The following is a 14,057-nucleotide window of genomic DNA, read 5'->3' on the forward strand; positions in this document are numbered from 1 at the left end:
GACAATTTGATTTTAGAGTCAAAGACTCTACATCACTCCGCGATTCAGAGCTTCATGAATTTCATTTTTTGCCTTAACGAAATCGTCTTCGATAATGGCCTCAATAGACATTTTTAATCTTAAATGGAAATTTTCCATCGTTTCTGCATTCCATTGACTTTGGGCAAAAACCATGAGGATATGACTGGCTTCCTCAAAAAATCTGGATAATGCTTTGTTATTAGCGATTGAAAAAATATATCGAAATATCTGTTCAGCTTTTTTTTGATACTCGATTACATTACTTTTCTTACACTCATCCGTTGCGCTTTCCAAATGCTTTCGTAATGATTGCTTATTTTCTTCGTGCCACCTCCCTTGGGAAAATTCAATGCCCATCTGGATCAGCCCGATCGTAACATCATTATATTCAATGATTTCCTTTTGTGAAAATGGCTTGACGATCGTTCCCCGTCTTGGTATCCTCTCAACAATACCGTCAACCTGCAATAGATAAAGGGCTTCGCGTACTGGTGCACGGCTTGTATTCAATTCTTTGGAAATGTCTTCTTCGACGATTTTCTCTCCAGCTTCTATTTCCCCTTCAATGATTTTTTTTAAAATGTGTTTTGCGATTTGTTGTGGTAACGATTCTCCAAAATAAATGCCATCTGTCAAATTGGAAGTATTTCCAAACATCTTTCAGCACTCCTATACTTCTATAATTAATTTTAGTATAACATAAGGATAGGAATTAACTTCCTTAAAAATTAAACTCCGTAAAGTTAACCAACCAAGAAAACGTATTAAAACATGCGAAGATCTGAAAGACAAGATGACCGAACGCTTCTTCAAATAGTCAACTATCCTACTGAGTTTGAAGTTAAATTCAACAGATTTGAGCCCTTTTATAGAAAGGGCTTTATGGTCCACTTTTTATTCCACTAGCCTAGGTTTCGCTGGATCGCAGTTTGGCTTTTCTGTGTCTGTCGATTCAGCGAGTTTCGTTAAATAATAACATTCTTCACGCCACATATGATCTGCCATTAATGGTGAAAACGTTCCAAGAGCCTGCGCACTGAGGTCAAGCTCCTCCAATTCCAGCAGAAAGTGCTGAAATAATTTAATTTCCAATGTAACGTCCTGATTCATTTTTTCCAATGCTGGGAATGTTGACAGGTTGGTTCGTAAATATCCAGCCATTTCAACAGCTTTTAAGTAAAAATCATTAAAATGTTTTTTATATTGGTCACTTTTCTCCTTTAATCTTTTTTCAACTTCATCCATATTGGATGATATTGCACTTGCATGCCCAGCTGCATCTAACAGCCAAATCAAATGATGATGAAGTTCATGGAAAACAGGCGGCATTTGATTTGAATTGAAGTATTTCAATAATCTTATATATTCTTCTATTTCGTTTACCATATGATTAATGAATGAAGGTGAAAGATGTATTTTTATTTTACCTACCAGATGTTCTTTAAGTAGGCATAGCTTAAAATCTCTAAACCTTAATGCCTCTTCTTCTGCCATGGCAGTTAGTTGCGAAATCTCTTCTGAATTGGCTTTACCAAGGAGAGTATCAAAGATTTGAATGAATTCTGAGGCAATTTCAATGTTTTCCACTTCAACCGGAGCTAAAGACTCATGGATGAACCTGCCATGGTCTCCTAAGATTTGCAGCCAAAATCGATGCTCGAATCTTGCTGTTTTTTCCAAAAACTCGTTCATTCGCTCTCCCCCATAATTTAAAGTATCGAAACTCACTTATAATTTGTATTCCAAAACCTACAAACTTATTAATCTAAATTAAATGGGGGTCATGAAGCTTAAGCTTGCTTCCTTCCCCGCTCGATAGTTCATGCCCCAAGAAAAATTAATGTGTTCCAATCATAATTGCATTACATAATCACATCTACTCCGCATACCTTTTTCAAAACGGTGGTTTTTGTACTTATTTGAATCTATATTTGTATTGATTTAACACTTTTGATCGTGGTAAAACTTGTAAAAATATGATTTTTTGGAGGGGGTAGATTGTCAAAGGAAATAATGAGTAACATTGACTGTCCAATGGTGAAAATTCCAGGGGGAGAAATAGAATTAAGGGACGACAGAATTAAAAGCAAATGGAAAGCTCAAATAAGACCATTCCTTCTTGCCCGTTATACTGTTACTACGGATTTCTACTATGCTATTACAAATAAATCGCCTAATTCTTTTGAACGAGATTTAAAACCTGTTGTGAATATTTCTTGGAATGATGCAATTTCTTTTTGTAATCTACTTTCACGGAAAGCAAGACTTGGAGAGTGTTATTCTAAAAATGGTGAAAACATAGTTTGTGATTGGGAATCAAGCGGTTTTCGACTTCCTTCAGAAGCAGAGTGGCAATATGCATGTAAAGCTGGGACTGCTGGTTATAGATATGGTGAGCTGAATAAGATTGCCTGGTATAACGAAAATTCAGGTGGCATAATTCATGAAGTAGGAACAAAGGAGCCGAATCCATGGGGGCTGCATGATATGTTAGGGAATATTTGGGAGTGGTGCTGGGATTTATATGATGAACAAGTGTACGGCACCTACCGTATTTTTCGAGGAGGTAGCTGGGCTGAGGATGCCAGGGGTTGTGGAGCTTCATGTCGTCGACGCAGCCATCCGACATTTTGCATAGACGACCTAGGATTCCGTCTTGCCCGGTCTTTTTAACTTCAGCAATCAAGCCAACTTAATTCAAGGTTTTACAGTTTTACTATCGGATAACAGGAGGAAAACAGAGAGATCAGCTTTATCTATTTGATGAACCCCAAAAAAGAAGTAGGTTCAACAAAAAGGAACGATTAGAGATTAAATCCAGAAAAAAGAACCGGCTTACATGTATCTTAGCCGTACTGCTATTTATATTTCTTTCCAGTTTTTTTATATTCCGATTGTGAACAAAATAAAAAACCTGATAATTTTTCAGGTTTTTTATTTTGTTCATCATTTGATTACCAGAGAAATATGTCACGAGAATATAGGGTTTTGCTCCAGGTGCATCCTTGATCCTTAACTGTGCAAATAAACACAGGAACAAGCTTAAAACACCTGCCATTATAACTACGAGTATGTATAACAATAATCCCCGTGGCAATGCGATCAACTCCGTTTAACAAAAAAATACTTTTTCCGTATATTATATAGCACTTTATGACTAGGTGACTAGAGTTTATTCAGGGAATTCTGAATTTTAAATGTCAGGATTTTATTAACACGCCATATTTGGAAGCTATTTACTAACTCCCCAAACCGCCGGACCTAAAATAACATCCAGTTTTCAAACATAAAAACCCTGCTTCGTCACTTTGAAAGTGAGTGGCAGGGTTTCCAATTAAATTGTAAATAAACGAAGTTTTGATGCGGATTATACCTTTTCTGTTACTGCTGTGAATCGCTTTAAGAATGTGAGTATTTTTTGATAGACGGCAATTTCATTTTCTTTTTTGGAAAATCCATGCCCTTCATCTTCCAGAAGCATATAATCGACATCTCTTCCTTTATCCTTCAATGCTTTAACGATTTGATCTGATTCTGCTTTGACGACACGGGGGTCGTTTGCTCCTTGAATGACAAGCATTGGCTTTATCATGGATTCTAAATAAGTGATAGGCGAATACTCGATTAGTTTTTCTTTATCTTTTTCCGGATTTCCTACCCACTGATCCATGACTGGCTTCCAGTCTTCTGGAACGGAATTGATAAATGAGAAGAGGTTGGATGGTCCGAAAATATCGACAACCGCTTTAAAATAATCCGCATGTCGTCCGTGTAGCAGAAGTGCCATATACCCTCCGAAGCTTCCGCCCATCAATAGAATGTTACCTTTTTGTGCGTGCCCTTGGTTAATGAGCCAATCAAGGCCGGCTACATTATCAAGTCGTGGGCCATTTCCCCAATCTCCTTCCACCATTTTCGTGAATTCCAAACCATAACCAGTAGAACCGCGGAAGTTTGGCGCAAAAATACTGTAACCGTGATTCAGGAAAAATTGAAATGATGCCCTAAATGACTTCCGTTCTGCCGCTTGAGGACCTCCATGTGGCCAAAAAATGACTTCACCATTGTCATTTTCCCTTTTTGCCCTAAAAAATAACGATTCGATTTCCAGTCCATCAAAGGAAGGGTACGTAATGATGTCCGGTTCAACCAATTCTATGGAATCGACGCCAGGAACAGTATATTTAGTTAATGATACCCACTCATCACCTGTTTTTTTATAGATATTATGAGGCTTTGTTGCGCTCATGCCAAATAAGTAAAGCGTTCCTGATGCAGCAACCTCAAGTTTATTAATGACGCTGCACGGCACGGGAATATTTCTCCAATCTTCATTTTGCAGATTGAATTCATATAATTGATCCTCTACACCCTTTTGACTGGTTATATATAATAGTTGATTCTCTTTACTATATTTAATGGCAGTAAAACTCTCATTCTCCAATTCTTTAACTTTACTGAATTTGTTTGTTTCAAGATTGTATGAAGCCAAATAGGTAAAGTCCGAATCATAATCAGTCAATAAATATATCATCGAATCCGAAACAAAAACACCATCATTCACTGTGTGTTGTTTCTCAGAGGGCGGAGTGAGCAGGATATCTTCGTTCCCTTTTTTTGCATAGAGAAGGGTATATGTATTAGCATAGTGTTTATAGTAAAGTAAGGTTTCTTCATCTGGGCTGAAGCCAAATAAATAGGTCGCTGCGTCTTTCCCCTCCAGTACCAGCCTCTCCTGTCCTGATTCTAAATTTAAACAATAGGAATTTAGAAAGGAAGGATTTCCTCTGGATGTCGTGTAATAGAGCTTTTTACTGTCATTCGATAATTTTGGCATGAAATTACGTGTATTTTCATGATGGACGATTTCCTTCATTGTCCCGCCATTCAAAGGAACCCCGTAAAACTGGGTATTTTCATTACCGTCTTGATCGAAACCAGCAATTATAAACCGGCTCTTCTTATCATATATCAGCTCTTGGCAGCTCTGATCAATGGATGTAAGCGGATATGGAAAAGAGTTTGGCAAATCCATTCCCCATAAATTATACTTGCCGCTCAAATTGGTACTGAAAACCAGATGTTTTTCATCTGGACTTACAGCAAAATCAGCAATGGAAAAGGTTCGTAAAAATTGCTCAACATCAGGTTTTGGAAAAGTGATCATTTTGGCAACCCCTCACATTTATAATATAAAGAAAAATCTGTAATTAATTATACCATATTTTCCCTGATAACTGCAGGTGTTATCGATACAACTTGGCGTGTGAAAACTCTTTCGCTTTGGATAAGATGTTTTTTTGTCAATGCCATCAATTTTGCACACAAACCACTGACGAATTGGACGAAGTTCTCATGTTTCAATCTTAATTTTATATGAAACGTTTTTTTATTGAAGCATATTAACTATTAAACTCGAGGAGCGGCACATCTTGATAGAAGTGTATATTGATGGTCCCAGTGCAGGCAATCTTTTTTTATGTCTAAATTTAAGAAAATCCAACATAAAGTACCATTCCTTTATTTATAGTCATTATTATATATCACGCATTATTTTTCTGAACATTTTAAACATACGGTTAATTCACATTTGAAATTTAACAGGAAACAGGGTCATACCCCTACCAAAGGTAAAATCGCCAAAATAAAAAAGCACGAATGACGTTTTAACAACATTCATGCTTTTTAAGTGAAGAATAAAACTAGTATTCAAGCTTCGGACTTTTCTCGGTATTTACATATTCTTTATTGAGAAGTTTTTTTAAATATTACTAAACCTCAGTTGAGCTGCTCAACGAGCCTTTAGTCAATACCACGCCACTTGGACCCACTAGTGATGCATCGTGTTTAAACCAACCATTCACTTGATCATAGACCTCAATAGTTCATTTTTCGATTCTCATTTTTACTATCAAAATATTAATCAATCTTCATAACCTATCAGATACCCTTTTTAATGGAGTTTGTGTATCATTAAGCATCAATCGATATATCTTCTTGCTCCGGCATATTCCTCTCCGTATCCCGAAGTTTTTATTTCATCTATCCTTACATGTGTTGAGCTGTTAGGCGAATGGATCATTTTGCCGTCACCTATATACATTCCGACATGATGGACCCTTCCCTTCCCTTTATCATAGGCAAAAAATAGTAAATCACCTGGTTGAAGGTTTTCTTGCTCCACCTTTTTGCCATATTGCGCCTGAATGGAAGAGTCCCTTGGGATCGTTATTCCATTAGCATGGTACATTGTATAGGTAAATCCAGAACAGTCAAATCCAAAACCGGACATTCCAGCCCATAGGTAAGGAAGTCCTAAAAATCCTTTTCCTGATTCAACGATGTCCTTACCGGTTGGAGCTGGTATTTGATTTTCATTTTGATAGATTGACACGCCCTGCTTTTCTATCCACTTTGCTCCATTACTCGGTGTCATCACCTGCACTTTATCTTTTTTTACCTGCAATAGCGGGAGGCGGGTATCGAAGCTGATCTCCATAAATTTCGACCGAAGTTTCGAATCCGAATAAAGCCAAGTCTTCGGGGCATTTACAAGGGCAAATCCTCGTTTAAATTGCTTCTCAAAAGAATTTCCGTCTTTTAATTGTGCCTTTGGCATCCATCCTGGATAACCAATATCATTGCGGGGCGTCGGTTGATTGGCAACGGCTACTTTCACCCATTCACCCCGTTCTTCTAAAATCGTCACTTTTGAACCATATAACGCTTGTGTTTCCAGGTTACCCACAAGCCACAGCTTGTCTTCATAATTCATGGAGCCGATCCAGCCATTCAAATCAACGGGATTCGATGCAGAAGGAGCATCGATTTCCCTTAATAATCCCGGCTCCGTCCAAAGAGTTGCCACGGCTACATCTACATAGGCAATCCTCTCCTTTTCATTTGCATTTGCTTCAATAGGGCTGAATAAACTACCTAGAGCAAATAAAGTTAGCACTAAAACGGTTAACCTTTTCAAAATAATCACCCTTTCGAAATAGTTTTTATTGAGTAAATGAGGATTTCCTCTTAACTCCTAGTCCAGGTTTCTCGGAAATGAGAAGTTGATCTTTCACAAATTGAATGCCTTCAAATGGTTCATTCTTAATCCATAATGGGGCATCTAAATCAATCTTCGTTATATTTGGATGGGCAGTTGCCAGATGAGCCGCGGCCGCTACACTCACAGTTGATTCCATCATACTCCCGATCATGCATTCCACCCCGGCTGCTTCTGCGATATCGGCGATTTGAAGTGCATGTCGAATTCCTCCTGTTTTCATTAATTTAATATTAAGGAAATCAACAGCATGTTCATTCAGGAGTTTCATGGCATCACGAGGGGAAAACAAACTTTCATCGGCCATGATCGGCACTTGGACAGACCTCTTTATTTCTTTCAACCCTTCGATATCATGGGCCAGCACGGGCTGTTCCACCAAATCAACGTTCAGTTCTCTTTCCTCGAGCTCATGAATGATTGAAATCGCTTGTTTTGTTGTCCACCCTTGATTTGCGTCAATCCTGATCATGACCTGGTCACCAACAGCTGCACGAATGCAGGCGACCCTCTCCACGTCACTCTTCCAGTCTTTCCCCAGTTTTATCTTCATCGTAGTGAATCCACCATCTATGAGGGATAATGCCGCCTTTGCCATTTCTTCGGGTTCATCAACGCTGATTGTCATATCATTTTTCAGGACATTCGATTTACCGCCAAGATATTGATATAAAGGGAGCTGCCATCGTTTGCTGACTGCGTCGTACAAAGCGATTTCAACAGCAGCTTTTGCACTTGTGTTACCTACACAGGATCGTTGGATCAGCTGAGACAATGCATTGATATTCTCGATGTCGCGGCCAATTAGATGTGGCGAGATCACTTCTTCAATGACCGTCATGATTCCTTTTGTAGAGTCACCTGTGATGGCAACCGTAGGGGCTGCAGCCCCCAAACCTTCCGTTCCGTCCTCCAACATCACGGAAACCATGATGTTTTCAATTTCCATTGCTGTGCGTAGTGCCGTCTTGAATGGCTTGACAAGTGGCAAGGTCTCCACTGATACTTGTAAACTTTCAATCTTCATATTAACAACCCTTCCTTAAAAGCTTGAGAGTATATATGATGTAAGAATTCCAAAATAGGTGCCCAGAAGACTGCCAAGTACAGCCATCAATATCCCGACCGGTATTAGCGCCCGGTTGAATGCACCTGCCAATATAGGGGCTGATGCCACTCCCCCTATATTGGCCAATGAGGCAACTCCCATTGTAAATAGATCCAACTTAAAGATTTTGGCCAAAATGACCATGATTAATCCATGAAAGAATAGAATCATAAATCCGGATAAAATATACACAGGCGCTTGAAACAGCTGTGAAAAATCGGCATGGGAAGCAATTAAACCAATAACAATATAAAGCATGACTTTTGAAATTTCCATGGAACCGGCTATACGTCCAACCTTTGTGACAGCCAGAATTAAACCTACGGTCGAAGCGATGATGATCGTCCAAGTGGTTCCATTCACAGCGGCGCCCAGTACTGGCAGTTTCTCCCCAATTTTGGTTGCCCCTGCTGATACAATTAAAGCCAGCGCCAAGAAACCGATCAATTCCACGAATCCAAATTCCGTCTTGGCGGTTTCCCCCGCTTCAAGCTCGGAAGTCATTTGATCAATGAAAGATGTATCCGCTTTAGTCCAAATATTGAATTTTCCAGCAAGAGGAACCAGCCAAAACAAGAACATGACCCAAATGGAATAATTGACTGTATCCATGATCAACGCATAGCCAAAAATATTTTCCGGCACATTGAGTATTCCTTGCAAGATCACCATATTGGCAGATCCCCCTGTCCAGCTTGCGCTCAAAGCCGAGAACGCCTTCCATGTTCCTTCAGCATAAAAACCATTCATTAAAACGTAAGTAAGAGTGAACCCGCCGATGATGCTGAATGAAGCGGCAAAAAAAGTTATAAGCATCTTTGGTCCAAGTCTGATTATTTTTCGCATATCGCATTGCAAAAGCATGAGCATCAACATGGCGGGTAGCAGGAGTCCTCGTATGGTGCTATATGCGCTTTCGACTGATTCACTGTCTGAAAATACCCCAAATGTTTTCATTAGAGCAGCTCCAATATAAATAAGGACAATACCAGGAACATACTTGAAGAACTTTCCTCCTATCTTTTTTTCCGCTACCGCAATCACGGCAGTAAATGCCAATAAAAAACAGACAAACATCACACCATCTTGAATCATATTCCATACCTCCTTAAATTTAGGGGATTTTTGCTAATAAAATGTAATTCCATTTTATTCAAACCGACCAATGAGTCTTGCATAGACCTACATAAAAAAATCCAGCTGCCAAAGAGCGTGTACACACTCTTTAACAGCTGGATTTCAATTGCGACTGACAAAAGAAGCAGCTATAACTTATAAAGTTGCTGATATTTAATGCTCGCATTTCTTAGAGCGACGGTCAGTGCTTTCTGAGATGAACCAAAGTACCGTTTCTCAATTTCTTTCTCCAATTCATCGGGCCGAAGAATGGATTTACCCACTAACATGGATTGAATGAAGCGTGAAGTAATCGAAATTGTAGTCGAGCATTCCGCATCCACTATTTCATGCGTATCACTATCAATGACGAACCCGATAAAAAAGCAGTTGAATTGCTGTGTAATTGGATTATTGGATGCAGCCTTCGATTCGCCAACTATATATACTGTGTTCTGATGAAACATATTTATTATGCCTCCTGCCATTACAGACATTATAACAGGTATAAATAGGGTGACTATCTATATTATTACAATATGAAATGGTTACATATATTTTAATATATGCAACATGCATTTGACAATATATTTTGTATATTAAGTCAATTCTCGATTTCTGCGTAAGAGAATAGATAAGTTCTATAGCTAATACGCCCATGGAAAGGAAATTCATGCAAATCTTAAACTAGAATGTTATGATTCCTTCTGTTCTATATTTAATTAGAAGATAAAAGAGGAAAAGGCACTATTGTATTAATAGTGCCTTTTACAACTGATTATTTCAGCCCTTCGTATGGCTCATATTTTGCATACATATCTTTTCGGCGATTACGATCTTTGAAAGTGGTCGCCGCACCATTTTTTCGATTCTCATATAGTTCGTCCATATCGACCGTACCGGTAATGATTGTATGTTCATTCATTGCCGCCTCGGCTACTATTCCATTTGCTGGCCAAGCGCTGTCACAGGGGCTAAGTATACTGGCGCGGCCGTATCCGTTCGGCAGCGGTTTCCCTGGTTCACCAACAGTGGGGCAATGAACAAAATATACCTGATTCTCGATTGCACGTGCATGTGCGCAATGGCGTACCCGCCAAAAACCATACTCAGTAAATGTGTATGATGGGCAAAAAATGATGTCGGCCCCATTCACGGATAATATCCTTGAAATTTCAGGTATCTCGGCTTCATAACATACCGCTATTCCTATCTTAACCGGACCTACGGAGTAAACTTCCAGATCATCACCTTCAGAGGTATGCCAATTCGCTTCCGCAGGAAAGATATGAGTTTTTTTATGCTCAACGACTGATCCGTCTTTATCAAAAATGTATGCGATATTGAAGTATTCATTTTCGCGGCGTTCCAGATGCTTGCCCGCAATGATGACCTGCTTTCTTTTTCTGGAAAGTGAACGGAAAAGATCTTTGTATTGATTGGTATATTCATCAATCCTGATAACGGACGAAGCATCTTGTTCTCCAAAGGCCGCTGATAACCCGATGGTTAACAATTCAGGAAAAATGATATAATCCGAGTTTTCGGGAACTTGGGTGATCAAGTCTTCTATTTGTTCCTGAAATTCATTGAAATTCGACACTTTTTCTACACGAAATTGACAAGCTGTTATTTTAATTTTCACAAAAGCCCTCCCAAATCATGCTTCTTATTCCATTATCCTGGTTAAAAGAAATCAGGATATCTTGTCCAGATCATTCATTTCGGTCTGTTGCATAGAGATATGTTTAGTCAGTGCACTTACAATGAATGTTACAAGAATATTAAACAACAATGCTATGACGCCTGTACTGATATCATTAATTACATGTGGGATATCCGGCAGGAATGTAGCAACCTTCACATCTGCAATTGTCGCATATAAAACAATCAGGACGCCTGCCAATATCCCTGCCATTGCACCATACTTATTGATAATATTGGTTTTTGGTAAACTGCAAAACAAGGAAGGTGCCAGTTGTGTAATTAAACTGTATGACATGATATTCAAGATGGCCAAAGCCTCGCCGCCTGTTACGGTTACAATTAAAGCAATGATTGAGATACCGATGATGATGATCCTGGAGACAATCAATTGATGTGTTTCAGTCGCAGCAGGGACCAGAACTTTGTAAAAGCTATTTGTCAGACCTACCGATGCAGCCATTAGCATGACTGAAGCCGGTACTAGGGCCGTCAATAAACCTGCAGCTCCAATAACCCCTATCACCCATGGATCGAATGTTTGAATCGCAAGCCTTAAAAGTGAGAGATCCCCATCAGCCCCTTGCAAACCCGGGATTTCCATGATGGCTGTAAATCCGATGAAAAAAACGAATAGCAGTAACAATGTGTATAAGGGTAAAGCAATCGCATTTTTGCGAAGGGTCCTTTCCCCATTGGACGATAAAACGACCATGAATGTTTGTGGCAGCAAATAAAATCCTAGTGCATTCAGCAAAACGGTGGACACAAACCAGGACTGACTCAATCCCTGATCTGCAAAAACCAACATTTCCGGTTTAGCAGCTTGGACGGTCTCGAACATTGGCTGTATGCCTCCGAAGTAATGAAATGGAATGTAAATCCCTAAAAAGATAACGACCACCAAGATCATGAAATCTTTCAGTATGGCTGTCCATGCTGATCCATGAATGCCTGAAATCATTACATAGGTAGTTACGACAACAGCACCGATGACACTTGCAGCAACTGGAGAAATTGCTCCGTAAGATGCTTCGGAAACAATGATACCTAGTCCTTTGAGCTGTATGACTATGTACGGCACGAGGGCTAAGCTTCCCAATACAGCCACGATCATCCCCATTGTCCTGCTCTTATATTTAGATGCAAAATAGTCTGGCTGAGAGATAATGGAATGGCGTTTTGAATATCTCCATATTTTAGGGACGAGCCAATATGATAGGACGTAGGCTAAGAAAATATAGGCGGGAACATAATAAGCAGCGGCACCCTTTGAGTAAGCCCACCCACTTCCGCCCAGAAATGTAAAAGTTGTATAAATTTCACCTGCTATCAAGAGAAAAATGAAGAATGTACCGAAGCCCCTGCCCCCTACGGCAAATTGCTCCATGTCCATATCCTTCCCTTTTCTTGCTTTTATCCCTAAATAAAGTGCCAGAACCAAGAAGATGGAAATGATGAGTAATGATATATTCATTCAGAATCACTCCCTTTATTATCAGGATCGAACTTATAGACAATCATTAAAATGATCGATGCCATGACCATCCAAAATGCTACCCAAAATAACAAAAAAGGCATACCCAATATGTACGGTTCTATTTTATTTGCATAGGGCAATAAACCTAAGAACCCTATAAATGGAACAAAAAGCAATAGCTTAATAGCATCCAAATTATACCCTCCCCTAATTAGGTTACGAACATGGATGTATCACCATCAGTCAAGCCTACTTTCAAACTGAACTGATGGTCTGATAGCATCCGTGGCTTACTGTCATTAGCTGCTTTCAACCAACCATATATGCGTTTTAAGCGGACTGGATGGCAAGGACCGTTTCCAATAGTACATTGACGCCTTTTTCACAATCTTCCCAAGTAGTAAGTTCCTCTTCACAATGACTTTTACCGTTGATGCTTGGAACGAAAACCATGGCAGTCGGTATATAACTGGCTATAAACTGCGCATCATGTCCTGCACCGCTTACCATCCTCTTATAGGGTAGACCTAATGTATTGCTCGATTGCTCAAGCAAATTGCAAATGGATTTTTCGAACCAAACGGTATCCCTGTCCCACAATTTTTTTACTTGGATGTCGCAGCCGCCTTCTGAACCTGTAGTTGTAAGGCTTTCAATGACTTCCTCCACCTTTTCGATGACATTGGAATCCTTATGTCTCGCTTCTAGCGAAAAAACCACTTTATTAGGGATAACCGTATGGATATTAGGAAACACATTTACCCTTCCCATCGTAAAAACCAAATCGTCATCAAGCATGCCTAGCTTCTGACGAGCCTCCATAATCAAGCTATTCGCAGTGAAGAAAGCATCTTTTCTCATATTCATCGGGGTGGTTCCGGCATGATCGGATTCTCCTGTAACTTCTATCTCATAGCACACCATACCAAGGACACATTCAACGACACCGATCGTTAGTGATTCACGTTCAAGAATCGGCCCTTGTTCAATATGCAATTCTAGAAATGCAGTCGCTTCTTTTAAACGATTCTTTTTATCCCCTGCATATCCAATGGCATTCAAAGCACTTTCGAAAGTCGTTCCGTCACTATCTGTCTTTTGCAGCATGATGGATTTTTCGAATTTACCTGAAAGAACTCCAGAAGACATCATGGAAGGTTCGAATCTGGCTCCCTCTTCGTTCGTAAAATTGACGATCATGACCGGGATCTTAGGTTGGATATTATTTTCCACCAGAGTCCGCACGACTTCCAAGCCTGCAGCTACACCCAAGATACCATCAAACCGCCCGCCCTTTTTTACGGTATCCATATGTGATCCCATCACAATAGGCGGTTTGTTTTCAAGTCCCGCCAAAGTTGCGTAAATATTACCCATATCATCAAACTTAATGGTCATACCCAATTCTTTACAGCAAGCGCAAAAGTAATCACGGACTAATCGATCTTCTTCGGAAAGGGATAGCCGTGTGACTCCATTGTTTTCTGTTCTTCCAAAATCAGCAAAATTCTCGAGCGTACGACTCAGCCTCTCACCATTAATTAATAATTTTTGCTTTTTCATAGCGA

General features: G+C 39.6%; 12 protein-coding genes. 1 reads left to right on the plus strand and 11 read right to left on the minus strand.

Translation table 11 applies throughout. The annotated features are described in order from the left end of the window. Positions 1 to 27 precede the first annotated feature (27 nt). Together ACFX4I_RS16820 and ACFX4I_RS16825 are read right to left on the minus strand one after the other, a co-directional pair. Positions 28 to 678: a GntR family transcriptional regulator gene (locus ACFX4I_RS16820; protein ID WP_377421875.1), complete on the minus strand. Its 651-nt coding sequence runs from the start codon at positions 676 to 678 to the stop codon at positions 28 to 30. A 237-nt stretch (positions 679 to 915) separates the two neighbouring features. Further along, positions 916 to 1,713 (minus strand): DUF2935 domain-containing protein, encoded by a 798-nt coding sequence (locus ACFX4I_RS16825; protein ID WP_377421877.1) that lies wholly within the window; start codon positions 1,711 to 1,713, stop codon positions 916 to 918. Positions 1,714 to 2,034: 321 nt separating this feature from the next. Here ACFX4I_RS16825 and ACFX4I_RS16830 point away from each other — a divergent pair, with 321 nt between their 5' ends. After that, positions 2,035 to 2,694, plus strand: coding sequence for a formylglycine-generating enzyme family protein (locus ACFX4I_RS16830; protein WP_377421918.1), 660 nt, complete (start codon positions 2,035 to 2,037; stop codon positions 2,692 to 2,694). Positions 2,695 to 3,388: 694 nt separating this feature from the next. Here the strand turns inward: ACFX4I_RS16830 and ACFX4I_RS16835 are convergent. From ACFX4I_RS16835 to ACFX4I_RS16875, 9 genes are all read right to left on the minus strand, one after another. Further along, on the minus strand, positions 3,389 to 5,188 hold the full coding sequence (locus ACFX4I_RS16835) for a S9 family peptidase (protein ID WP_377421879.1): 1,800 nt from the start codon (positions 5,186 to 5,188) through the stop codon (positions 3,389 to 3,391). Between the two features lie 813 nt (positions 5,189 to 6,001). Next, positions 6,002 to 7,000, minus strand: coding sequence for a C40 family peptidase (locus ACFX4I_RS16840; RefSeq protein WP_377421881.1), 999 nt, complete (start codon positions 6,998 to 7,000; stop codon positions 6,002 to 6,004). A gap of 25 nt (positions 7,001 to 7,025) precedes the next feature. After that, positions 7,026 to 8,108 (minus strand): dipeptide epimerase, encoded by a 1,083-nt coding sequence (locus ACFX4I_RS16845; protein WP_377421883.1) that lies wholly within the window; start codon positions 8,106 to 8,108, stop codon positions 7,026 to 7,028. A gap of 15 nt (positions 8,109 to 8,123) precedes the next feature. Further along, a complete protein-coding gene (locus ACFX4I_RS16850; protein WP_230302879.1) occupies positions 8,124 to 9,284 on the minus strand; it encodes a DUF819 family protein in 1,161 nt (386 codons plus the stop codon). Positions 9,285 to 9,454: 170 nt separating this feature from the next. Continuing rightward, entirely contained in the window at positions 9,455 to 9,772 is a 318-nt protein-coding gene (locus ACFX4I_RS16855) for a DUF3870 domain-containing protein (protein ID WP_377421885.1), read from the minus strand. Positions 9,773 to 10,083: 311 nt separating this feature from the next. Beyond that, positions 10,084 to 10,950 (minus strand): nitrilase-related carbon-nitrogen hydrolase, encoded by an 867-nt coding sequence (locus tag ACFX4I_RS16860; RefSeq protein WP_377421887.1) that lies wholly within the window; start codon positions 10,948 to 10,950, stop codon positions 10,084 to 10,086. 51 nt (positions 10,951 to 11,001) lie between these two features. Then, positions 11,002 to 12,486: a sodium:solute symporter family protein gene (locus ACFX4I_RS16865; protein ID WP_230302876.1), complete on the minus strand. Its 1,485-nt coding sequence runs from the start codon at positions 12,484 to 12,486 to the stop codon at positions 11,002 to 11,004. Continuing rightward, on the minus strand, positions 12,483 to 12,683 hold the full coding sequence (locus ACFX4I_RS16870; RefSeq protein ID WP_095393819.1) for a DUF3311 domain-containing protein: 201 nt from the start codon (positions 12,681 to 12,683) through the stop codon (positions 12,483 to 12,485). The genes ACFX4I_RS16865 and ACFX4I_RS16870 overlap by 4 nt, the downstream gene beginning before the upstream one ends. A gap of 136 nt (positions 12,684 to 12,819) precedes the next feature. After that, positions 12,820 to 14,052, minus strand: coding sequence for a Zn-dependent hydrolase (locus ACFX4I_RS16875; RefSeq protein WP_377421889.1), 1,233 nt, complete (start codon positions 14,050 to 14,052; stop codon positions 12,820 to 12,822). Positions 14,053 to 14,057 lie beyond the last annotated feature (5 nt).

Origin of the sequence: Peribacillus sp. YIM B13472 (assembly GCF_042788005.1) — a bacterium.
In the GTDB taxonomy this organism is placed as follows: Bacteria; Bacillota; Bacilli; order Bacillales; family DSM-1321; genus Peribacillus; species Peribacillus simplex_E.

Coding starts and splice junctions, on each gene's coding strand:
- ACFX4I_RS16820 (WP_377421875.1), bottom strand. CDS start 678: ATGTTTGGAAATACTTCCAATTTGACAGATGGCATTTATTTTGGAGAA.
- ACFX4I_RS16845 (WP_377421883.1), bottom strand. CDS start 8,108: ATGAAGATTGAAAGTTTACAAGTATCAGTGGAGACCTTGCCACTTGTC.
- ACFX4I_RS16850 (WP_230302879.1), bottom strand. CDS start 9,284: ATGATTCAAGATGGTGTGATGTTTGTCTGTTTTTTATTGGCATTTACT.
- ACFX4I_RS16825 (WP_377421877.1), bottom strand. CDS start 1,713: ATGAACGAGTTTTTGGAAAAAACAGCAAGATTCGAGCATCGATTTTGG.
- ACFX4I_RS16875 (WP_377421889.1), bottom strand. CDS start 14,052: ATGAAAAAGCAAAAATTATTAATTAATGGTGAGAGGCTGAGTCGTACG.
- ACFX4I_RS16855 (WP_377421885.1), bottom strand. CDS start 9,772: ATGTTTCATCAGAACACAGTATATATAGTTGGCGAATCGAAGGCTGCA.
- ACFX4I_RS16830 (WP_377421918.1), top strand. CDS start 2,035: ATGAGTAACATTGACTGTCCAATGGTGAAAATTCCAGGGGGAGAAATA.
- ACFX4I_RS16865 (WP_230302876.1), bottom strand. CDS start 12,486: ATGAATATATCATTACTCATCATTTCCATCTTCTTGGTTCTGGCACTT.
- ACFX4I_RS16835 (WP_377421879.1), bottom strand. CDS start 5,188: ATGATCACTTTTCCAAAACCTGATGTTGAGCAATTTTTACGAACCTTT.